The organism is Flavobacterium sp. TMP13 (genome assembly GCF_050847115.1).
GTDB lineage: Bacteria > Bacteroidota > Bacteroidia > Flavobacteriales > Flavobacteriaceae > Flavobacterium.
Genome location: NZ_CP193656.1, coordinates 1,487,377 through 1,508,990 on the forward strand (window position 1 = coordinate 1,487,377; position 21,614 = coordinate 1,508,990).

At 34.5% G+C, this 21,614-nt stretch carries 18 protein-coding genes; 7 read left to right on the forward strand and 11 right to left on the reverse strand.

The window, feature by feature from the left end; translation table 11 throughout:
- Window positions 1-8 precede the first annotated feature (8 nt).
- The 5 genes from ACRASX_RS06495 (at window position 9) to ACRASX_RS06515 (ending at window position 6,179) form a co-directional block, all read left to right on the forward strand.
- Window positions 9-1,511 carry a peptide MFS transporter gene (locus ACRASX_RS06495; protein WP_432222820.1) on the forward strand — a complete coding sequence of 501 codons (1,503 nt, stop codon included), beginning with the start codon at window positions 9-11 and terminating at the stop codon, window positions 1,509-1,511.
- Window positions 1,512-1,617: 106 nt separating this feature from the next.
- Window positions 1,618-3,201: a peptide MFS transporter gene (locus ACRASX_RS06500; RefSeq protein WP_231739699.1), complete on the forward strand. Its 1,584-nt coding sequence runs from the start codon at window positions 1,618-1,620 to the stop codon at window positions 3,199-3,201.
- A 17-nt stretch (window positions 3,202-3,218) separates the two neighbouring features.
- Window positions 3,219-5,024 (forward strand): peptide MFS transporter, encoded by a 1,806-nt coding sequence (locus tag ACRASX_RS06505; protein WP_432222821.1) that lies wholly within the window; start codon window positions 3,219-3,221, stop codon window positions 5,022-5,024.
- A gap of 37 nt (window positions 5,025-5,061) precedes the next feature.
- The gene (locus tag ACRASX_RS06510; RefSeq protein ID WP_432222822.1) at window positions 5,062-5,523 is read left to right on the forward strand and encodes a thioredoxin family protein; all 462 of its coding nucleotides are present in this window, start codon (window positions 5,062-5,064) and stop codon (window positions 5,521-5,523) included.
- A gap of 206 nt (window positions 5,524-5,729) precedes the next feature.
- Window positions 5,730-6,179 carry a thioredoxin family protein gene (locus ACRASX_RS06515; protein ID WP_432222823.1) on the forward strand — a complete coding sequence of 150 codons (450 nt, stop codon included), beginning with the start codon at window positions 5,730-5,732 and terminating at the stop codon, window positions 6,177-6,179.
- A gap of 6 nt (window positions 6,180-6,185) precedes the next feature.
- On the opposite strand, the gene ACRASX_RS06520 is transcribed toward ACRASX_RS06515, so the two are convergent.
- The 5 genes from ACRASX_RS06520 to surE all read right to left on the reverse strand — a co-directional run bounded on the left by ACRASX_RS06520 (window position 6,186) and on the right by surE (window position 10,933).
- On the reverse strand, window positions 6,186-8,099 hold the full coding sequence (locus ACRASX_RS06520; protein WP_432222824.1) for a ComEC/Rec2 family competence protein: 1,914 nt from the start codon (window positions 8,097-8,099) through the stop codon (window positions 6,186-6,188).
- Window positions 8,100-8,240: 141 nt separating this feature from the next.
- Window positions 8,241-8,720 (reverse strand): C40 family peptidase, encoded by a 480-nt coding sequence (locus ACRASX_RS06525; protein ID WP_432222825.1) that lies wholly within the window; start codon window positions 8,718-8,720, stop codon window positions 8,241-8,243.
- A 4-nt stretch (window positions 8,721-8,724) separates the two neighbouring features.
- Entirely contained in the window at window positions 8,725-9,840 is a 1,116-nt protein-coding gene (gene lpxB / locus ACRASX_RS06530; RefSeq protein WP_432222826.1) for a lipid-A-disaccharide synthase, read from the reverse strand.
- Window positions 9,841-9,888: 48 nt separating this feature from the next.
- Window positions 9,889-10,161, reverse strand: a complete 273-nt coding sequence (locus ACRASX_RS06535; protein WP_432222827.1) for a hypothetical protein — start codon at window positions 10,159-10,161, stop codon at window positions 9,889-9,891.
- Window positions 10,154-10,933 (reverse strand): 5'/3'-nucleotidase SurE, encoded by a 780-nt coding sequence (gene surE / locus ACRASX_RS06540; RefSeq protein ID WP_432222828.1) that lies wholly within the window; start codon window positions 10,931-10,933, stop codon window positions 10,154-10,156. The genes ACRASX_RS06535 and surE overlap by 8 nt, the downstream gene beginning before the upstream one ends.
- A gap of 217 nt (window positions 10,934-11,150) precedes the next feature.
- On the opposite strand from surE, the gene ACRASX_RS06545 reads away from it, so the two are divergent.
- Window positions 11,151-13,340, forward strand: coding sequence for a carboxy terminal-processing peptidase (locus ACRASX_RS06545; RefSeq protein ID WP_432222829.1), 2,190 nt, complete (start codon window positions 11,151-11,153; stop codon window positions 13,338-13,340).
- 75 nt (window positions 13,341-13,415) lie between these two features.
- Window positions 13,416-14,237, forward strand: coding sequence for a DNA/RNA non-specific endonuclease (locus ACRASX_RS06550; RefSeq protein ID WP_432222830.1), 822 nt, complete (start codon window positions 13,416-13,418; stop codon window positions 14,235-14,237).
- A 1-nt stretch (window position 14,238) separates the two neighbouring features.
- Here the strand turns inward: ACRASX_RS06550 and rodA are convergent, their stop codons facing one another.
- From rodA to purH, 6 genes are all read right to left on the reverse strand, one after another.
- Window positions 14,239-15,474, reverse strand: a complete 1,236-nt coding sequence (gene rodA, locus ACRASX_RS06555; RefSeq protein ID WP_432222831.1) for a rod shape-determining protein RodA — start codon at window positions 15,472-15,474, stop codon at window positions 14,239-14,241.
- 17 nt (window positions 15,475-15,491) lie between these two features.
- On the reverse strand, window positions 15,492-17,444 hold the full coding sequence (mrdA, locus tag ACRASX_RS06560) for a penicillin-binding protein 2 (RefSeq protein ID WP_432222832.1): 1,953 nt from the start codon (window positions 17,442-17,444) through the stop codon (window positions 15,492-15,494).
- A complete protein-coding gene (locus tag ACRASX_RS06565) occupies window positions 17,441-17,947 on the reverse strand; it encodes a rod shape-determining protein MreD (protein WP_066312898.1) in 507 nt (168 codons plus the stop codon). The genes mrdA and ACRASX_RS06565 overlap by 4 nt, the downstream gene beginning before the upstream one ends.
- Window positions 17,940-18,764, reverse strand: coding sequence for a rod shape-determining protein MreC (gene mreC, locus ACRASX_RS06570; protein WP_066312901.1), 825 nt, complete (start codon window positions 18,762-18,764; stop codon window positions 17,940-17,942). Before mreC ends, ACRASX_RS06565 begins: the two co-directional genes overlap by 8 nt.
- A gap of 84 nt (window positions 18,765-18,848) precedes the next feature.
- Window positions 18,849-19,877, reverse strand: a complete 1,029-nt coding sequence (locus ACRASX_RS06575) for a rod shape-determining protein (RefSeq protein WP_066312904.1) — start codon at window positions 19,875-19,877, stop codon at window positions 18,849-18,851.
- 55 nt (window positions 19,878-19,932) lie between these two features.
- Complete coding sequence (purH, locus tag ACRASX_RS06580; RefSeq protein ID WP_432222833.1) at window positions 19,933-21,459, reverse strand: bifunctional phosphoribosylaminoimidazolecarboxamide formyltransferase/IMP cyclohydrolase; 1,527 nt, start codon at window positions 21,457-21,459, stop codon at window positions 19,933-19,935.
- Window positions 21,460-21,614: the final 155 nt, after the last annotated feature.

Sequence of the window (21,614 nt, forward strand, 5' to 3'; positions counted from 1 at the left end):
TGAGTCAGATGAATACCGCAAAATTAAGCTTAGAAGAAATTCAAAATTTTGAAGGAAAGTACCCAAAACAGCTTTGGTATTTGTTTTTAGTAGAAATGTGGGAACGTTTCTGTTTCTACGGAATGCGTGGTGTTTTGACCATTTTTATGGCTGATCAGCTATTAGGTCTTTCGCTTTCTGATAAAGAAGCAAATTTAAAATACGGTGCAATTCAGGCTTTTGTCTACGCTTTTACTTTTATTGGAGGAATTTTTGCAGATAAGATTTTAGGTTTTAAAAAGTCCTTATTTTTTGGTGGAATTGTTATGATTGCGGGAAATTTAATCATCGCTTTTTCTCCTCAAGATTTATTTTATTTAGGAATCGCATTAACCATTATAGGGACTGGTTTTTTTAAACCTAACATTTCTTCGATGGTCGGTGAATTGTATAAAGAGGGAGACAGCCGACGTGATGCTGGTTTTGGTCTTTTTTATTCGGGCATAAATATCGGTGCACTTTTAGGAGGTGCTGTTTGTGTGTATTTGGGTACTAGTACAGATTACGGATGGAGCTACGCTTTTATGGCGGCAGCAATAGTTATGGTTTTTGGGTTGATTACTTTTATGATTACCAAAAATTCTTTAGGACCTATAGGCGATTCGCCACTTGTGGACTCGACTCCATCTAAACGAACGACTCAAGAAATAGCCGTTTATATTGGTGCTTTGTTAAGCATTCCGTTAATTTATATCATGATTAAGAATACTGATTATACCGATTATTTCATGTACACAATCGGACCATTAGCGGTATTGTATTTTTTATATGAAACGTTTAAAGAAAAGGACAATGCTGCCAAAAAGAAATTATACGCAGCCTTTATTTTTATACTTTTCTCGGTTATTTTTTGGGCCTTCTTTGAGCAAAGTGGCGGTTCTTTAGCCTTATTTGCCAAATATAATTTATCGGATGAACTGTTGTTCTTTAATATAAACCCGAATATCGTTAACAATACTTCAAATTCATTATTTGTAATTATTTTTAGCCCAATTGTTGGTTTACTTTGGTTGGGAATGGCCAAGCGAAAAATTGAACCGAATACAGTGATTAAATTTGGAATCGGATTTTTAATTTTAGCAGCAGCTTTTTATGTATTTTACTATACCCGATTTTTTGCAAATGTCGAAGGAGTAACTTCTTTAAATGTATTTACAGTAGCGTATTTGGTAGTTACTTTTGCCGAATTATGTCTTTCGCCAATCGGACTTTCGATTATGACAAAATTGTCACCGAAACGTTTGTCAGGAATGATGATGGGAATGTGGTTCTTAGCTAGTGCTTACGGACAATATGCTGCAGGTTTATTGGGTGCAGGAATGTCTTCGCCAGATGAAAACGCTTCTGTGCATGAAAAATTAATTGGTTTTACCGATGGTTACTATCAATTGGCAATTTATGCGTTAATTGCGGGAGTTATACTAATTGTAATTTCTCCGTTGATTAAAAAATTAATGCAAGAAGTAAAATAGTACAGTAGATCTAAAAAAAATGCTTTTCATTTTTTGAAATGTGCTTCTTTTGAATATTGTACAGTACTCACTTATTTAAAGATAACTTATAACTTAAACCTATATAATGATGGTATCAAAGCAGGATGAATTATTACTAAAACATTTAGAGAACAGAGGCGTTGATCAGGCGTTGGTTATGGATCACCCCGCTTCGTTATTTGTATTGTTTTTCACAGAAATGTGGGAGCGCTTTTCATATTACGGAATGCGTGCTTTATTAACAGTTTTTCTAGTAAGTGAACTTATCAATGGTGGATGGGCTTGGACAAATGAAGAAGCTTTAAAATTATACGGTGTATATACAGGGCTGGTTTATTTGACTCCCTTATTAGGAGGAATGATAGCCGATCGATTTACTGGCTACAGAAAAGCAATCTTGATTGGAGCTTTGGTGATGACTTTAGGTCATATTTCTATGGCGCTAGAAGGTTTTGGATCTAGTTTTTTTTATATAGGATTGCTCTTTATGATTTTGGGTAACGGTATGTTTAAGCCAAATATTTCATCAATGGTGGGTCAGTTGTATCCAGATACTAGTTCGAAAAAAGATTCAGGCTATACTATTTTTTATATGGGAATCAATGCAGGAGCATTTTTAGGAATGTTATTGTGTGGTTATATTGGTGAGAAAATCGGATGGCATTACGGATTTGGATTAGCAGGTGTATTTATGTTTTTCGGAATGTTACAGTTCTTCTTTGCGCAAAAAATATTCGGTGTAATTGGACAAGATGTAAATATTGCGAAAAAATCAGAATTAGCTGCTGAAGAAAGTGCGGAAGTTGCAAATGAGCCACACGTTGTTAGAGATCGATTAATCGTTGTTTCGGTTTTAATGATTGCAAGTATATTTTTCTTCTTTGCCTTTGAGCAAGCGGGAGGTTCGATGACCTTGTTTGCAAAAGATTATACGCAAAGAGCTTTAACAGGAGATTCGGCTGTATTTTTTAAATGGGTAGATGCTATTTTAACCATTTTTCCAATAGCGATTGTAACTTATGTTCTAGTTGGTTTGGCTAAGAAAATTTATGCGAAATATCCATTAACTATAATTTTTACCAGCATCTCTTTTGTGATAATCTGGGGATTAGGAATTTGGAAAGTTAACCGTGAGTTTTCTCTAGAAACTACGGAAGTTACTGTTTCTTGGTTTCAAATTTTAAATTCATTCTTCATCATTACGTTAGCGTCTTCTTTTAGTAAAATATGGGAGAAAGTATGGAATCCTTCGGGACCCGTTAAATTTGCAATGGGACTTATTTTTGTTGCAGTTGGTTTTTTTGCACTTTCCTACGGAAGTATGAGTATACCGCAAGGAGCAAAAACGGCGAGTGTTAGTATGATTTGGCTAGTTTTAGCATACTTCTTTCATACTGTGGGAGAATTGTGTTTATCACCGGTAGGATTGTCTTATGTTAGTAAATTATCTCCTAAGAAATTTGTTGGCCTGTTGTTTGGACTTTGGTTTACCGCTTCGGCAATTGCTAATTTTATTGCAGGATTTACAGGAGCATATATAGATAAAATTTCAGCAATGTATTCTATGTCTACTTTCTTTATCATTATCGCTGCCATACCGTTGTTCGCAGCTTTAATGTTGTTGCTGTTCAATAGGAAATTAGTAAAAATGATGCACGGTATTAAATAAAAAGAAACAACTATTTTATGAATCAAAATTCAACGGATCAATTTTTTGAAAATCCTGTTTTAGGTCACCCTTCGGGTTTATTTGTTTTGTTTTTTACAGAAATGTGGGAGCGTTTTTCATTTTACGGAATGCGTTCGTTACTGATCTTATTTTTAACGACCTCTTTTGTAGACGGTGGTTGGGCATGGACACGTGAAAACGCATCTGCCTTATTCGGATCTTATGTGGGCTTGGTCTATTTATCAACTATGTTGGGCGGGTATTTTGCCGACAAAATAATCGGGTTCAGATGGGCTGTTGTTGTCGGAGCGGTGTTAATGACATTAGGGCACGCATCAATGGCGTTAGAATCAGAGTTTTCGATTTACTTGGGATTGGTTTTGTTGGTTTTTGGAAATGGTTTTTTTAAGCCAAACATGACCTCAATTATATCTGAAATGTACAAAGATCGACCAGAGAAGAAAGATGGAGCTTATACTCTGTTTTACATGGGTGTAAATGCGGGTGCTTTCTTCGGAATCTTACTTTGTGGCTATTTAGGTGAGAAAGTGGGTTGGAGTTATGGTTTTGGATTAGCTGGAATATTTATGTTTTTCGGAATGTTACAATTTTGGTTGTCGCAAAATATTTTTGGCGATATCGGTTTGAAACCAAGTAAGGAAAGTATTGCGAAAGCAGAAGCTTTGGATACCGATAAACGAAATCCGTTTGCACCTTGGCAGTTGGTTGTTATAGGTTTGTCAGCCACTTTAGGACTTTTGTGGATTTTGAACGATCCGGCATCAAAAATATCTGGTGGTAAAATAAATGTATTTAGTTTCTTAGGCGAAAATGGAAATTCAATTGCAATTGTAACTGCACTGCTTTTATTCATCATATTATTGGTATATCGTTTTACGCAGTATTCGACAATAACGCGTCAAAAATTAATGGCGGTTACGTTTTTTGCTTTTCTAACTATTTTCTTTTGGGCAATATTTGAACAATCTCCAAACAGTTTAACGATTTTTGCGAGTGATTATACTAATCGTGTGCTGGAAGGAAGTTGGAGTTTAACGTTCTTAGTCATCAATTCGTTAATCACTATTTTGCCACTTGCAATTATAACTTATGTATTATTATCGTTGTTTCAAAAAACATTCAAAAATTACGCAGTAGCGAATCTTATATTAAGCACAAGCTTTATCATTGTTTGGGCCATCGCAATTTGGATGTTAGCCCGCGATTATTACACTGCAGGTTATCTTACGCTATCAGATGACACCTTACAAATGCTTAAAATTGAAAAAGTTACCACGGCCTTGACTGAAGTTCCCGCTACATGGTTTTCTACTTTAAATTCATTGTTTATTATAACTTTAGCCCCTTTATTTTCTAAATGGTGGGAAAGTAAATACAACCCTTCTGCGAATATGAAATTCGGAATTGGTATGGGATTATTAGCGCTTGGAATGGCTTGCATTGCTTTTGGAGCCAATGGAATCGAAGCTGGAGCAAAGACCGCTTCTGTTAGTATGATCTGGCTGATTTTAGTATACTTATTCCATACGATGGGCGAATTGTGTATTTCTCCTGTTGGATTGTCTTACGTAAGTAAGCTAGTTCCAGCACGTATGATTGCATTTATGTTTGGAGTTTGGTATTTAGCCGTAGCTATTGGTATGAAAGGTGCTGGTATGTTTGGAGAGAATATTGACAAGATCGCTAATGAGCACGGTTTGAGTTATTTCTTTTGGATGTTAACGATAATATCGCTAGCCGTAGGTTTGTTCTCGATCGTGATGAGCCCTGTTATTAAAAAGTTAATGCACGGTGTACGCTAAAAAAAATAGTATTTTTGTAGCCTAAAATAAATTTTTAATGAAAAAGATAGTAATGATGCTCTTTGTGGTCTTTGGATCACTATCGATGCAAGCACAAAATTTGAATTGGCATACTGATGTTAAAGAGGCAATCGCTGTAAGTAATAAAGTAAAGAAGCCTTTACTTCTTTTTTTTACTGGAAGTGATTGGTGCGGATGGTGTATTCGTTTGCAAAAAGAAGTTTTAACAACGCCAGAGTTTGCTAAGTGGGCAAGTGAAAATGTAGTTTTGGTAGAATTAGATTATCCAAGACGTTCCAATCAATCTCCAGAAGTGAAGAATCAGAACAATGAATTGCAGCAAGCCTTTGGTATACAAGGTTTTCCAACCGTATATTTTGCAAGTGCAGAAAGTATTGATGGTAGAATAAATTTTAAAGGTCTTGGTAGTACTGGCTATGTAGCTGGTGGTCCAGCACCGTGGCTTCAAGCAGCCAATAGTATTCTTAGTCACAAATAGAATTTATTTTTAACTAATAGAAGTCCTTAATGATAACGTCATTAAGGACTTTTCTCGTTTAGTTATGCTATTTTGTTGCGCATCTTTTCTCTTAATTTATTTTTAACCGATAATTGTGTATAAAATAATCAATAAAAAAACATATAATAAAAAAATTATGTTAAATTGGCTTTTTAAATACCAGCAACGCCTCAAATATAGATACTATGAGAAGAACTTTACTATTTTTATTATTAGTCGTATTTTCAAATATAAACGGTCAAATACTTGAGTGGAAAACAAGTTTGACTGATGCTATAGAAATTAGTAATAAAACGCGCAAACCGATGCTAATCTTGTTTACAGCCAATAATATGGACGGAGATTTGCAAGCCGAAGTTTTTAAAACGTATGACTTCAACGATTGGTATAAAAAGAATGTCGTTTTGGTTCGACTAGACTTGTCTGATTCCAGCTTATTGCCAGAGGTAAAAGACAGCAATTTAAAGATTAAAAATGCTTTTGGTGTGCAGGACTTACCGGTGGTTTGCTACGCTAAAGCTAATATTCGGAACAATCGCACCACGTTTCAACTTTTAGGAAAAGTGGCTTACGATCGTTCAGGGGTTAAAAACTGGATTAGAAAATCCAATGATGCAATTAATGAAGTAGAATAAGTTTTTTTAGTGAATATTGTAGTATCCCATTTCATACGTTGTATGAAATGGGATTTTTTTAGCAGCACAGGTTTGTCTCCAACTATCCACAATATATTTAGAATTGCTTGCGTCAGCTATGACTAATTTTGCTGATGTAGCTTTAAGTAAACGCTCTAAATTTACTTTTGGCGATTCGCGAAGTACTACGATGTCAGATGCAATTGTGTCGATAAAAAAACTAGAGCTATCAATTATTTGTATTTTATGATTGTTGAAGAAAAGAAAATTAGGCATTTGTTTAATGGTGATCTTAGCTGTGTTTTTTGTTAGATAGGGCTTGGTGTCCCAATCACTATTTGATGTTTCAGTCGTGTTTAGAGATTGAAAAATTGTAATTTGATTGCCTTTCTTTAAGCTAATGATCGTTTGTTTAGGGCTGTTAAATACGATCATTTCTGATTCACTTTCTGTTTTTATTTTTTCATAAATTAAAACTAGCTGCAGTGAGACAAGAGCAATACCCATAACTATTAGATTGGGATAATTTGCTTTTTTAAGATAAAATACAAAAGTAACAATCAGCAGAAACGCACTTAACATTAGAATGCTTGAAAAAGAAATGTCTTGGATCACAAAATGCTTAAAGGAGGCGATTTGTGCGATGAATTTATTCAAATATATAATTAAGTAATGCAGTATTTTGCAAGGTAGGAAAGAAGGAATTCCGATTAAAGCTAAAATAATTGTAATAATTCCAACATACATAATTATAGATACTAACGGTATTACAACCAAATTAGTTATAAAAAATAGTCCTGGAAATTGATGAAAGTAGTAGAGGCAAAGTGGTAATGTTCCTAATTGTGCCGCTAGAGATACGGTTAGTAAATCATATACTTTCGAAAAAAAGTAATGTTGTGGTCTGTATTTTTTAAATAAAGGCTGCATCCAAACAATAAAAAATACGGCACTATAACTCAACTGAAAACCAACATCAAATAAACTGTTAGAATCGAATAGAAGAATTAAAAATGCCGAAAGTAATAAAGTGTGATACGTACTGCTAGGTCGTTTTAAGTAATCTGAAATCGCAAATGCAGAGAACATTAACGTGGCTCTAACTATAGAGGGAGAAAGCCCTGTTAGAATAGCGTAGAAAGACAAACAAACTAATGTTAATAATAATTTTGCAAAGTTGTTCCGTTTGGAATTAGGGATCCGACTCAAGAAGAAATTAATAAATAATAATACAAATCCAACATGCAGGCCAGAAACAGCTAGTAAATGTGTGGCTCCAGCAAATTGGTAATTTGTAATTGTCTCTGCATTTATATCTTGTCTTTGGCCTAGGAGTAAAGCAATGGCGACGTTTAATTCATCATTATTTAAGCCATTTACTTTTAAATTTTCAATTATTCTCGATCGTATCTCGTCACAGTAATACCAAATGTCTTTTCGGTAGGAGTTTGAATTTAGTAAAGAAGTGGGACTGCAATAGACTTGAGCATAAATTTGCTTGGTGTTTAAGTACTGCGCATAATTAAACTGAAACGGATTTTTAGGTGTTGCAATTGGTACTAGTTTCTCCTTCGTTGCTACTAGTAACCCAGTTTTAAATTGTTTGTCGCTAACGTCTTTTTTGACATTTAGGATAATTTTACCCGTGTAGTTTTTATTGTCAATGCTTTGTATTGTGCCGATGTATCGGTGATGAAATGAATTTGATTTTAATTTTTCTCTAATTACAACTTGCAGATAGACATCTTCCTTAAAGGCTTTAGGGTAGTTCGTATAGTTTGTTTGTTGTTTGCTTTGTGTCTGCAAGTTGTAGACAACAGATCCTGCTGAAAAAGCAGTGAAGCAAGTGAGTACGCCAAATAGTATCGTTTGCTTGTGCAGATAATTTAAGAAAGCAAGAATAACGGTAAGCAAAAACAAAAAAAGAATGTTTTTGTCAGTATCTAAAAATACTTCAAACGAAAATAAAATGCCTAAAATAAAGCAAATTATAAGTTTAGTTAAAGGAAATTGTAGCAGTTTCATCGCTGCTAAAATAATAAAATTTAGTAAGAAATACGCTTAATTTATTACTCGATTAATCTGCGCGAAACTATTTTTATAATAATTTTGTTTTGTTGAAGAAATAATAACTCCTTTAGAGGTTGAGGAGTGTATGAATTTTATTTCTTCTGCAGTGACTTCTGTAATTAAACCCACATGATTTATCTTGGAACTGTTGTTTGTTTTAAAAAAGATCAAGTCTCCTTTTTGCGCTTTTTTTATCGAAATAATAGTTCCGATTTTTGATTGTTCGTAAGAGCTTCGAGGTAATGATATCGATTTTGTTTGAAAAGTGTTGTAAACTAATCCCGAGCAATCAAAACCCGCTTTAGTAGTTCCTGCGTATTTATATTTGGCTCCCAAATTATTCGAAGCTGTGTTAACTAAATCAGTAGTAACTTTATATGTATCGGAAGTACTACTTGTTGCTGTTGGTGCAGTCGATTTACAAGCAGTAAAGAGCGCAAGAGCGATTACTATTAGTGTGATTTTCTTCAAAAGATTAATTTTTTAATGCTTCTACAATTAAATGTGCCGTTTTTTCGCTAGCACCTAAACCACCTAATTTCGACTCTAGTTCGTCGTATTTTTTTAACACTTTTGCTCTGTAAGTTGGTTCTAGTATTTTATTTAATTCTTCTTTAATGCGTTTGGTAGAGCAGTCGTCTTGTATCAATTCAGTTACAATTGTTTCATCCATAATTAAGTTAACCAACGAAATGTATTTTAACGTAATTATGCGTTTGGCAATTTGATACGAAATTGCGTTGGCTTTGTAACAGACTACTTCTGGGATTTTGAATAGTGCAGTTTCTAAGGTTGCCGTGCCAGAAGTTACCAAAGCAGCAGTTGAACTGCGCAATAAATCGTACGTCTTGTTGGAAACAAACGTAATGTTTTTATGATCAATGAATTGCTCGTAAAACTGAAAATCTTGACTAGGAGCACCAGCAATTACAAACTGATATTCTTTAAAATCAGGAACAACACTAAGCATTACTTGCAACATTTTTGTGATTTCTTGCTTGCGACTTCCTGGTAAAATGGCAATGATCGGTTTATCAGATAAATTATTTTCTTCTTTAAATTTTTTTTCATCAAATGCCGATTGATTATGTATCGCATCAATCAAGGGATGGCCTACAAATTCTACTGGAAAATTATGCTTCTTTTCGTAAAAGTCTTTTTCGAATGGCAAGATTACAAACATCTTGTCGATATCTCTCTTAATTGCTGTAATTCTGTTTTCTTTCCAAGCCCAAATTTGTGGCGATATATAATAGTATGTTTTGTATCCTAAACGTTTTGCCCACTTTGCAATTCGCATATTGAATCCCGGGTAATCAATAAAAATTAATACATCAGGCTTGAATTTTAAAATATCTTTTTTGCAAAAGCCAATATTACTTAAAATAGTTTTTAAATTAAATACTACTTCAGCGAAACCCATAAAAGCTAGGTCACGGTAATGTTTTACCAAATTTCCGCCTGCTTTTTGCATTAAATCACCGCCCCAAAAATGAATTTCAGCGGTCGGATCTTCTTTATACAAAGCCTTCATTAAATTAGATCCGTGCAAATCGCCCGAAGCTTCTCCAGCAATAATGTAGTATTTCATTTTTTGAGAATTAAAAGTGAAGCTCCAAAGAGTTTTACAAATATAAAATTAAATAATCAAAGTGAAAAAAGTGAGTAACAGCACTGCAGCAATAACTCCTTTTGCCATGCTTTCTTTGTTCTTTTTTAGCAAAAAAGCAAAGAGAATTAAATCGAGAATTGTGCCCAATGTAATTACTTTTCCTAAATGGTTATTGCTTTTTATAGCAAGATAACTTTCTCTAAAAGGTAAGTCGGTAAAAAGAATAATAAATAGTATGGTTCCAATAAGTGCCATTGCAATTCCGCTAAAAAGTCCGATAATAAAATCTTTTTTATTCATTCCAGTTCCAAGTGTTAAGTTGTTGTTTAAAATGATGTGCAGTTAAGTCGAATTGAACGGGTACGATAGAAATGTAGCCGTGTTTTAAAGCCCATTCGTCAGTATCTTCGCCTTGATCTTGATTGACAAATTCACCCGAAAGCCAGTAATAATCCTTACCCGAAGGCGTTTGTCTTTTGTCAAATTTCTCCACCCAAAGTGCATTGGCCTGTCGGCATATTTTTATTCCTTTTATTTCTTTTTTAGCAAGTTTAGGAAAGTTTACATTTAATACAACACCCTTTGCTAAGCCATTTGCCAGCGTTTCTAAAGTAATTTTTTTAATGAATGATTTTATTTCTTCAAAATTGGCATTCCAGTCATAATCCAGTAAAGAAAATCCTATGGCAGGAATTCCTTCGATTCCAGCTTCAACTGCAGCACTCATTGTTCCCGAATAAATTACGTTTATCGAGGAATTTGAACCGTGATTCACTCCTGAAACACATAAATCTGGTTTTCTTTTAAGTATTTCATTTACTGCTAATTTTACACAATCGACAGGTGTTCCAGAACAACTGTATTCAGGAATTTCGGCATCATCTTTCGAAATTTTGTTTAAATACAAAGTATTGTTTATGGTAATTGCGTGACCCATTGCACTTTGCGCTTTGTCTGGGGCAACTACGACAACCTCTCCAATTTCACTCATTACTTCAATTAAAGCGCGGACGCCTGGTGCCGAAATTCCGTCGTCATTAGTTACTAATATCAGTGGCTTTTTATACTTCATTTGTATATTTTTGTAATTTCTTATATAAGACGTAAAACAGGTCATTCTGCAAATGTACAGACACCATTTCTTTATATTTACTTAAAAGTAATATATTTTTAAAGTGTTCGTACAAGACGTTTTTGATAGAGAAACATTTGTCTATCTTTAACAAAAAATTGTGGCGTGCTTTTTTTTAACACGTCGTTTTTAATGTAAATTAGACTAAAAATTTTGGATGAATGCTTTAATTGAGTTTATGAAAAGAAATTATAAAATTATCTTAGCTGTTGTTTTGCTTTCGGCGACTTTGTTCGCGTTCAAAATGAACACAAAAGATACGATTGATGGTGAAGGAGGGGATAGCGATAAAGTATTGCTGGAGCTGTTGGCCTTTGTCATCGAAAAAGGACATTATAGCCCAGCGCCTATAAATGATGCTTTTTCAAAAGGAGTTTATAAAGATTATATTGAAGGGCTAGATCCTTCCAAACGTTTCTTTTTACAGTCTGATATTGATGAATTTTCGCAATTTGAATTGTTGCTGGATGATCAGTTTTTGAATAAAGACCTTACTTTTTTTAACTTAACGTACACGCGTTTGCAACGCCGTATGGAAGAAAGTAAGAAACGATACAAAGCAGTATTAGCGACCCCTTTCGATTATAAAACAAGTGAAAGTTTTAATACTGATTATGAGCATACTCCCTATGCGAAAACGAGCGCCGAACTGAATGAAAAATGGAGAAAGCAAGTTAAATTATCGACACTTTCTTCGTTAGTTACTAAAGAGAAAATTGAAGAAGATAAAAAAGCAAAAGACGCCACGTATCAAGTAAAATCATTTGCAGTCTTAGAGAAAGAAACTAGAGATAACTCTTTAAAATCTTTAGATGAATATTTTGACTTTATTGACGATTTGAATCGCAAAGATTGGTTTTCAGTGTATGTAAATTCAATTATGTCTCGTTTTGATCCACATACTAGTTATTTAGCTCCAGAAGATAAAGAGCGTTTTGATGTAAATATTAGCGGTAAATTAGAAGGAATTGGTGCACGTTTGCAAAAGAAAAACGATTATACCGAAATTTCAGAATTGATTTCTGGCGGACCAGCGTGGAGAGGAAAACAATTGCAAGCCGGAGATTTAATATTAAAAGTAGCTCAAGGCAACGCCGAAGCTGTTGATGTAGTTGGTATGCGCTTGGACGATGTGGTAAAGAAGATCAAAGGTCATAAAGGAACTGAAGTTAAACTAACTGTTAAAAAGGTAGATGGAACGATTGAGGTAATTTCAATAATTCGTGATATTGTGGAAATTGAAGAGACCTATGCGAAATCAAGTATCGTGACTAAGGATGGTTTGAAATACGGTGTTATTTACTTGCCTAAATTTTATATAGATTTTGAAAATAAAGACAGCCGTGATGCTGGAAAAGACATTGCGTTGGAAGTGGAGCGCTTGAAAGCAGAAAACGTAAGTGGAATAATTTTGGACGTTCGTGATGATGGTGGAGGCTCGCTATCGACGGTAGTTGATATTGCTGGATTATTTATCGAACAAGGTCCTATCGTGCAAATTAAATCGGCTGGCCGTAAAAAAGAAGTGCTATACGACAAGGACAAAAGAATTGAATGGGCTGGGCCTTTAGTAATTATGGTCAATGGTTTTTCTGCGTCTGCATCGGAAATTTTAGCCGCTGCAATTCAAGATTATCGTCGAGGTATTATTTTAGGAAGTAAGCAAACGTACGGAAAAGGAACAGTTCAAAACGTAATCGATTTGAATCAGTTTGTGCGTAGTAATGATATTGGAGATTTGGGTGCTTTAAAAACGACTACTCAAAAGTTTTATAGAATTAATGGTGGTTCAACACAACTAGAAGGAGTGCACAGTGATATTGTTGTTCCAGATCGTTATGCCTATTTAAAGATGGGTGAACGTGATATTGACAATGCAATGCCGTGGGATAAAATTGATCCTGCCGAATATACATTATGGGGAAAAGCGAATAACTTTAATCAAGCCATTGCAAATAGTAGATTGAGAATTGCCGCTAATCCGCAGTTTAGATTAGTGGAAGAAAATGCACGTTGGATTGACACTAGGAGCAAAGAGAATTCTTATAGCTTAAATATAGATGATTTTAAACGCACACAAAGTGAGTTAGAAACAGAAGCTAAAAAGTACAAACCAATTTCTGAGTATAAGAATAATCTTGTTTTTGCTTCGTTACCTTATGAAATTGCAGAAATTAAAAAGGACAGTTCATTAAGAGAAAAACGGGAAGCTTGGCATGAAGCATTGTCTAAGGATATTTACGTAGAGGAAGCGTTGAATGTTTTAGATGACTTGCAAGCAAAAGGATTGACTGGAAAGACATTATCTATTAAGTCAAAAAAAGATAAATTAGTAAATAAGTCATAACTTAAATTTTGATTTTTTTAAAGCTCCAAAAGTTTAGTACTTTTGGAGCTTTTTATTTTTAATAAATGATGTAGTATGAAATCGATGTCTATTTTATTTGGGTTTGCGTTTAGTCTATTACTTTTTATGGCTTGCAAGGAGAGTTGTGAAGTGCAACAGAATGTTTGGAAAGAATCTGTTTTTCAGGAGAAAGGGCAGTCAAATACTGCTTCTAAAAAGGATTTAGACTTTATGCCGACTTCTACAACGAATCAAATTGTAAAACATACCTATTACACGTTGTCTTACAATGAAAAGCATGAGCAGGCAGAGTGGGTCTTTTATAATTTAAAGAAAGAGTATTTGAAGAGTAATAATTTTAAACGACCGTATTTTATTCAAGATTCCAAAGTCACTACTGGGTCTGCAGATTGGCGTAATTATAAAAATTCGGGCTATGACAAAGGACATCTGTGTCCTGCTGGTGATATGGATTTTGATCAGCAGGCGTATGAAGATACTTTTTTCACGTCAAATATTTCGCCGCAAAATCATGAATTCAATAGTGGAATTTGGAATAGATTAGAACAAAAAACTAGGTATTGGGCCGCGCAATTTGAGGGTTTGTATGTGGTCACTGGAGGTGTGCTAAAGGATTATAGTAAAACTATAGGTTCAGAAAAAGTGGTTGTTCCAAATTCTTTTTACAAGATTTTGTTTCATCATTCTAGAGGAAATTATAAAATGATTGCTTTCTTAATTCCAAATAAAAAGTCAGATAGACCACTTTACGATTATGTGATCGCTGTTGATGAATTAGAAACAATAACAGGTATCGATTTCTTTCACAATTTGGAAGATGCTATCGAAAATAAATTAGAGAAAAGAGCTGATTATGAATCGTGGATTAAAAATTAATCTACCACTCATTTACTTTGTTGGCATCCATTTTTAAGAAGATAAACAGCAAGATAGTAAAGCCCCATAATCCAGATCCACCATAAGAAAAGAAGGGAAGTGGTACTCCAATTGTTGGAAAGACGCCTATAACCATCGCAATATTAACAAAGAAGTGCGTAAATAATATTCCTGCAACACAATAACCGTAAACGCGGCTAAATTTGGTTTTCTGACGCTCTGCTAAATAGATAACGCGCAAAAATAATCCAACAAATAAAGCTATCACAACAAAAGAGCCGAGAAATCCCCATTCTTCTCCAACCGTTGTAAAAATGTAGTCGGTATGTTGTTCGGGTACAAATCCGCCTTTAGTTTGTGTTCCTTCAAGAAATCCCTTTCCCATCCAGCCGCCAGAACCAATTGCAATTTCAGATTGATTGGTATTGTAACCGACACCTTTTAGATCGACAGTTTTTCCGAGTAAAATATTAAAACGGTCGCGGTGGTGTTGTTTAAAAATATTGTCAAAAACATAATCTACTGAAAGTATAAATCCGGTAATTAACGTAAAAATTATACCACTGGCCAAAATATTACGATCGACCAATCTGCTTTTAAAATAAACAGCTACTATCACCAATAAGGCTATTAGTATAACGTATTCAGGCTCTAATACTAATGTTAAAACAAATAGTAAAACGGCAATAAATCCAGTCCATACGTACCAGGAAGGGAGTCCTTCTCTAAAAAGGACAATTATAAAAATACTGTAAATAAGTGCACTTCCAGGATCGGGCTGTGGTAATATTAAAAGCACCGGTAGAAATACAATAGCTAATGCTTGAATTTGCCTGTTGACGTCTTTTAAATTGATTTGCGAGTCACTAAGATACTTTGCTAGCGCCAAAGCTGTTGCTGCCTTTGCGAACTCAGAAGGCTGTAAGGTAAAGCTTCCTATGGCATACCAACAACGCTGTCCAGCAATTGTTTTTCCGAAGGCGAATAAACCGAGTAAAGAGAGTAAAGAAATAGAGTAAATAATACTTGCATATTTTTCGTAAAATTTTCCATCAACAAACAGAACGATAAAAATCAACGGAATGGTTAATACAATAAATATAAGTTGCTTTTCGTAAGTGCCATCAGTAGACGATAGGGAAGAAGAATAAATATTCAACCAGCCCAAGCTCACTAAAAAAATGTAGATGATTACACTTATCCAATCAATATTATTTTTTACGCTTTGATTTTTCATTTAAAATGAATGCAATTTTAGTTTTGTTTCGTTGTGTCAACCTTTACTGGCTTCTGTACAGGTGGCGTGGTTGCTATTATTTTTGCTTGTAATCTTGGGTCTTTTGGTGTGCTTTCTACTGCACTTCCTGCTTCCATTCCACCCAAAATGGCATATCTTGGCTTTAAATTGCTATTTAATATGCGCGTTTCTAAGTCTGTTCTCGTAATTCTCTTACGCAAATACTGTTCAATCATTAAGCTCGCAATTGGTCCCGCGATTGCTGCTCCGTATCCCCCATTTTCTACCATAACTGCAATTGCTATTTTAGGATTGTCTTTTGGTGCAAACGCAACAAATATAGAGTGGTCTTCTAACTGAGTTCTCTTGCCATTAATTTTTGCGAAATTTTCTGCTGTTCCTGTTTTTCCACAAATTTCAATACCAGAAACTTTTAAAGACCTTCCTGTTCCAAAATTGAACACATCATACAAACCTTGAATTACCGGTGGGAAATATTTTTTATCAATGGACGTTTCGTGTCTTGTTGTATATTTCTTGTCTATTTTTTCACCTTCAATTTTTTTGATGATATGAGGTGTATAATAATGCCCTTGGTTAGCAATTGTTGCCATCATATTAGCTAATTGAATCGGGGTCATTAGTACTTCACCTTGTCCAATTGAATTGGAAACGATGGTCGTACTTCTCCAGCCTCCGCTAGGGTAGATTTTATCATATGTTTTTGAAGTCGGAATATTTCCTCTTTTACCGGTTGGTAAGTCGTAGCCCATAAAAGTGCCAAGTCCAAAACTCTTCAAGTGATTGGACCAAACATCCACTGCTTTTCCTGGATTTTTGTACTTGTTAATTGTCAGCATATACGTCTGTGCAAAGTACGTATTGCAAGAATTATAGATACCATTATTTAGCTGCTGGCTTGCAGGATGACTGTGGCATTTCATAAAACGACCTCTACCATAACTGAAACCATGATGACACACAAAAGTCGTTTTCTCATCAATAACTCCTTCTTGCAAGCCAATCAGTCCCGTTAAAATTTTAAAGGGAGATCCTGGAGGATATTCTGCTAGCAGACCTCTGTCGTACAACGGTTTTGCAATTGAGTCGTGGTATAATAAGGTATAGTTTTTAGAACGTTGGCGTCCTACTAAAATACCCGGATCATACGAAGGCGCTGTTACCAAAGCAAGTATTTCTCCTGTTTTAGGTTCAATTGCGACAATTCCACCGCGTTTGTTAATCATTAATTGTTCGCCATAGCGTTGCAGTTCAGCATCTATAGACAAGTTAATGTCTTCTCCTTGTACGGCGATCGTATCATATTTGCCCTCTTTGTAGGAACCGATTTCTCGATTGTATTTATCTTTTTGAATGTATTTTACTCCTTTTACACCTCGTAGAACTTCTTCGTAACTTTCCTCAACACCTTGACGACCAATTAAATCACCGCTATTGTAATATGGATTTTTTTTGAGTTGGCTTTCGTTTACTTGGGTGATCGATCCAAAAATATTCGCGCCATAGTCTACTTCGTAATCACGTAACGAACGCTTTTGAACATAGAAACCTTCAAATTTTCGAATTTTCTCTTGAAAAGCAGCAAATTCTGATTTGTTTAATTGTGAAACAAAAACACTAGGTAATCGTGGACTGTAAATTTTAGCTTTGGCTACCTTTTTAATAAAATCTTCTTTGGTAACGTTGAGTAGTTGGCAAAACTCCAAAGTGTCTAGATTTTTAATTTCTCTAGGAACAACCATGATGTCATAAGAAGGTTGGTTGGCAACTAAAAGCTTACCAAAACGATCGTACATGTATCCTCTTTCCGGATAGTCATATTTGATTTTTATTGCGTTGTTTTCCGATTTTAATTTAAAAGAATCATCAATGACCTGTAAAAAGAATATGCGCGTTAGAAGCACGACAGCTGCTAAAATTATTAAGGCTGGCAGCAAAACTTTTCTCATCTTTTATTGGGCTTGATTAAATAAATTAAAATAATACAAATTAGTATTGTAAATACGGTACTTGCTAAGGTACGAAGTAAGACATCCAAAACGAAATTAAATTGAAAGGCTTCAATTATAAACAATGTAAAATGATGAATAATTACCGATACTAAAATAAACGAAAATCGCTCTGGTGTTAGGTTGTCATTGATTCTAATAGTCTGATATTCGTAGCTTAAGCCGAAGGCAAATTTAAAAATATAAGGTCTGAAATAAGCGAGCATTAAACACGCTGTTGCATGAATTCCACCTGAATTTGAGAATAAGTCCATTACTATTCCTAATAAAAAACTACTGATAAGTAAGCCAGATTTGTTTCCGTTCACGGGATACAACATAATGAACAAAATATACGGGTACGGTGTAATGTAACCTAAAAAGTTCATGTTGTTGAATATGACTACTTGTATTGCCAGTAGCAATAAGAATCGAAAAACATTCATTAACAAAGCACTATTCATCTTTTCCTTTGTTTTCTAAATTAATAAGTTCTTCGCGGTCTTTACTCTTAATTACGTACACGTGCCCTAGATTAGTCATGTCATTAAATAAGCGAATCTTCAACGTGTAATAGTTTGTTTTTTTATCGATGTATACCTTATCGATGGTTCCAATGTTGATGTTCTCTGGGAAAATCACCGATTGTCCACCCGTAACAATTGTGTCGCCTTTTCTTACTGAAGCCAGACGTGGGACATCAGTCAATTGAACAAAACCAGTACTCTTTCCGTCCCAACTTAGAGAGCCAAAATGATTGGATTTCTTAATTTTTGCGTTGATTCTCGATTTCATGTTCAAGATACTTATAACAGTAGAATATCGAGGTGAAGTATCGTCAATAATTCCAATAATACCTTGGCTATTGATAACACCCATGTCGGGTTTGATGCCTTGTTTAGTACCTGCATTTAACGTAATAAAGTTTTCATGCACATTGTACGAATTGTGAATTACCTTAGTCACAATAATATCAGATGGATTGACCCCTTTTATAGAATCAAGATTTGGAATTTTAAGAGTGTCTTCAATATTGAAAACTAAACTCTTCAATCGCGCATTTTCTAATGCTAATTGTTCGTTTTGGGTACGTAAGTTTAAATATTCATTAACGTCACTAATTTTTTCATAAACATTTCCTGTAAAAAAATTAGCAGAAGTAATTACTCTACTTTTATGGAAAGCATGTGATTGAATAGTTAGCGCTAGCGATAATCCCAAAAGCAGCAAAAACAGTATTCGGTAACTGTTTCTTATAAAGAAATTAAAAATTTGCTGCATTTTTTTTATTTAAAATTATATAATTCAATTACTAAATCCCAATTTTGAGATAGTTAAAATCGGGATATAGTTTTTCTGAATTTGTTATTTTATAAGAATACTTTTAAATTTTGCAATGTTTTTTAATGCCATTCCAGTTCCACGAACTACCGCTCTTAAAGGATCTTCTGCTATATAAACCGGAAGATCTGTTTTTTGAGAAATACGTTTGTCTAAACCTCTTAGCATTGATCCACCACCAGCAAGATAAATACCAGTGTTGTAAATATCAGCTGCTAATTCTGGAGGGGTTTGAGATAAAGTTTCCATTACGGCATCTTCTATACGTTGAATTGATTTGTCCAATGCTTTAGCGATTTCGCGGTAAGAAACTTCTACTTGTTTTGGTTTACCTGTAAGTAAGTCACGTCCTTGAACAGACATGTCTTCTGGAGCAGATTCTAAGTCTTCAATGGCAGCTCCAATTTGAATTTTTATTTTTTCTGCAGTACTTTCACCAACAAAAAGGTTGTGTTGCGTACGCATATAATATACAATATCATTAGTGAAAACGTCACCAGCAATTTTCACCGATTTATCGCATACAATTCCGCCTAACGCAATTACTGCAATTTCGGTTGTTCCACCACCAATATCTACAATCATGTTTCCTTTAGGTTGCATAATATCGATACCAATACCAATTGCCGCAGCCATTGGTTCGTGAATTAAATATACTTCTTTGCCGTTTACACGTTCACACGATTCTTTTACCGCGCGCATTTCAACCTCTGTAATTCCAGAAGGAATACAAACAATCATACGTAAGGCAGGTGTGAACATTTTTTTCTTTAATGCAGGAATACTTTTAATGAACATATTGATCATTTTTTCAGAAGCATCAAAGTCAGCAATTACACCGTCTTTTAAAGGCCTTATGGTCTTGATGTTTTCATGAGTTTTACCTTGCATCATGTTGGCTTCTTTACCAACGGCAATGATTTTACCTGAGATCCTGTCTCGGGCAACAATCGATGGGCTATCAATAACAACTTTATCATTGTGAATGATTAAAGTGTTTGCGGTACCAAGGTCTATCGCAATATCCTCGGTCATGAAATCAAAAAATCCCATAAGTTTTTTAGGGGTTTAAAAAGTTATAAATTAGTAACGAACAAAGTTAAACAAATTAATGTTTAAAATGACGCGTACCTGTAAATACCATTGCCAAATTATTTTCGTTGCAATAATCAATGCTTAACTGATCTTTAATCGATCCGCCAGGCTGAATTACTGCCGTTATTCCTGCGTTTTTTGCTAACTCAACACAGTCAGGAAAAGGGAAAAAAGCATCACTTGCCATAGAGGCTCCTGTTAAATCAAAATTGAAGGCTTTTGCCTTTTGAACTGCTTGCAGTAATGCATCAACTCTTGAGGTTTGACCTGTTCCCGATGAAATTAAAGTGCCGTTTTTAGCAAATACAATGGTATTGGATTTGGTGTTTTTACAGATTTTTGAAGCAAATATTAAATCTTCTACTTCTTGTTCGGTAGGCGCTTTAGTGGTAACGGTTTTTAAGTCGGCTTTATTGTCGGTTATATTATTTCTTTCCTGAATTAACAATCCGTTAAGACACGTACGAACTTGTTTATTTGGTAATTCAACATTGTTCTGAATCAGGATAATTCTATTTTTCTTTTCTTCTAATATAACAAGTGCTTCATCATCGTAAGAAGGAGCAATTACTACTTCGCAAAATAATTTATTAATTTCTTGTGCTGTAGCAACGTCAATTTGTGTGTTTGCAATTAAAACGCCGCCAAAAGCTGAAGTTGGATCGCAAGCTAGAGCGGCCACATATGCATCGCTAATCTTTTCTCTTGAAGCTAAACCGCAAGCATTATTGTGTTTTAAAATAGCGAAAGTGGGTCCGTCGTTTTTAAACTCATTAATTAAATTTACAGCTGCATCAACATCCAATAAGTTGTTGTATGATAATTCTTTTCCGTGTACTTTGTTAAACATTTTGTCAAATTCTCCAAAGAAAAATCCTTTTTGATGTGGGTTTTCTCCGTATCGAAGGGTTTGACCCTCAGCAATACTTTCTTTGTAAAATGTTTCGTCTGTATTAAAATAATTAAAAATAGCGCCATCATAATGTGATGAAACGTGAAATGCTTTAGTCGCTAATAATTTTCTGTTTTCTAAAGTAGTTGTTCCTTTTTGCTCGGTAATTAAATCCAACAGCAAACCGTACTCGTTCATCGAAGCAACAATTACAGTGTCTTTGAAATTTTTGGCAGCAGCACGAATCAATGAAATTCCACCAATGTCAATTTTTTCTATAATATCTTCTTCACTTGCACCTGAAGCAACTGTTTTTTCAAAAGGATACAAATCAACAATCACTAAATCTAGCTGAGGAATATCAAATTCCTTCATTTGTTGCACATCACTTTCGTTGTCTTGACGATTCAAAATTCCGCCAAAAACTTTTGGATGTAATGTTTTTACTCTTCCACCTAAAATAGAAGGATAAGAGGTTACATCTTCAACAGGAACTACGGGAATTCCTAAATTTTTGATAAAATCTTCAGTGCCTCCAGTCGAGTAAATGGTCACATTTTGTTCGTGTAATTTTTTAACGATTGGTTCAAGTCCATCTTTCGAAAAGACTGAAATTAAGGCAGATTGAATAGTTTTTGTTGTGCTCATGTGTAGTTAAAATTATAAAATGCAAAAGTAGTTTTTTTTTAATTATATCAGACAAGGAATTTATGTAACATTTTCACAAAAAAAGGTACTTATTAGTAGCCTTGTTTTTATTAGGTTTTTTATCAAAATTTGTTGAATTTTACTTCAACCTAAAC

Excerpts from the sequence above, each read along its gene's own strand:
- ACRASX_RS06495 (WP_432222820.1), top strand. The coding sequence starts at position 9 with ATGAATACCGCAAAATTAAGCTTAGAAGAAATTCAAAATTTTGAAGGA.
- ACRASX_RS06500 (WP_231739699.1), top strand. The coding sequence starts at position 1,618 with ATGATGGTATCAAAGCAGGATGAATTATTACTAAAACATTTAGAGAAC.
- ACRASX_RS06505 (WP_432222821.1), top strand. The coding sequence starts at position 3,219 with ATGAATCAAAATTCAACGGATCAATTTTTTGAAAATCCTGTTTTAGGT.
- ACRASX_RS06510 (WP_432222822.1), top strand. The coding sequence starts at position 5,062 with ATGAAAAAGATAGTAATGATGCTCTTTGTGGTCTTTGGATCACTATCG.
- ACRASX_RS06515 (WP_432222823.1), top strand. The coding sequence starts at position 5,730 with ATGAGAAGAACTTTACTATTTTTATTATTAGTCGTATTTTCAAATATA.
- lpxB (WP_432222826.1), bottom strand. The coding sequence starts at position 9,840 with ATGAAATACTACATTATTGCTGGAGAAGCTTCGGGCGATTTGCACGGA.
- ACRASX_RS06535 (WP_432222827.1), bottom strand. The coding sequence starts at position 10,161 with ATGAATAAAAAAGATTTTATTATCGGACTTTTTAGCGGAATTGCAATG.
- surE (WP_432222828.1), bottom strand. The coding sequence starts at position 10,933 with ATGAAGTATAAAAAGCCACTGATATTAGTAACTAATGACGACGGAATT.
- ACRASX_RS06545 (WP_432222829.1), top strand. The coding sequence starts at position 11,151 with ATGAATGCTTTAATTGAGTTTATGAAAAGAAATTATAAAATTATCTTA.
- ACRASX_RS06550 (WP_432222830.1), top strand. The coding sequence starts at position 13,416 with ATGAAATCGATGTCTATTTTATTTGGGTTTGCGTTTAGTCTATTACTT.
- rodA (WP_432222831.1), bottom strand. The coding sequence starts at position 15,474 with ATGAAAAATCAAAGCGTAAAAAATAATATTGATTGGATAAGTGTAATC.
- mrdA (WP_432222832.1), bottom strand. The coding sequence starts at position 17,444 with ATGAGAAAAGTTTTGCTGCCAGCCTTAATAATTTTAGCAGCTGTCGTG.
- ACRASX_RS06565 (WP_066312898.1), bottom strand. The coding sequence starts at position 17,947 with ATGAATAGTGCTTTGTTAATGAATGTTTTTCGATTCTTATTGCTACTG.
- mreC (WP_066312901.1), bottom strand. The coding sequence starts at position 18,764 with ATGCAGCAAATTTTTAATTTCTTTATAAGAAACAGTTACCGAATACTG.
- ACRASX_RS06575 (WP_066312904.1), bottom strand. The coding sequence starts at position 19,877 with ATGGGATTTTTTGATTTCATGACCGAGGATATTGCGATAGACCTTGGT.
- purH (WP_432222833.1), bottom strand. The coding sequence starts at position 21,459 with ATGAGCACAACAAAAACTATTCAATCTGCCTTAATTTCAGTCTTTTCG.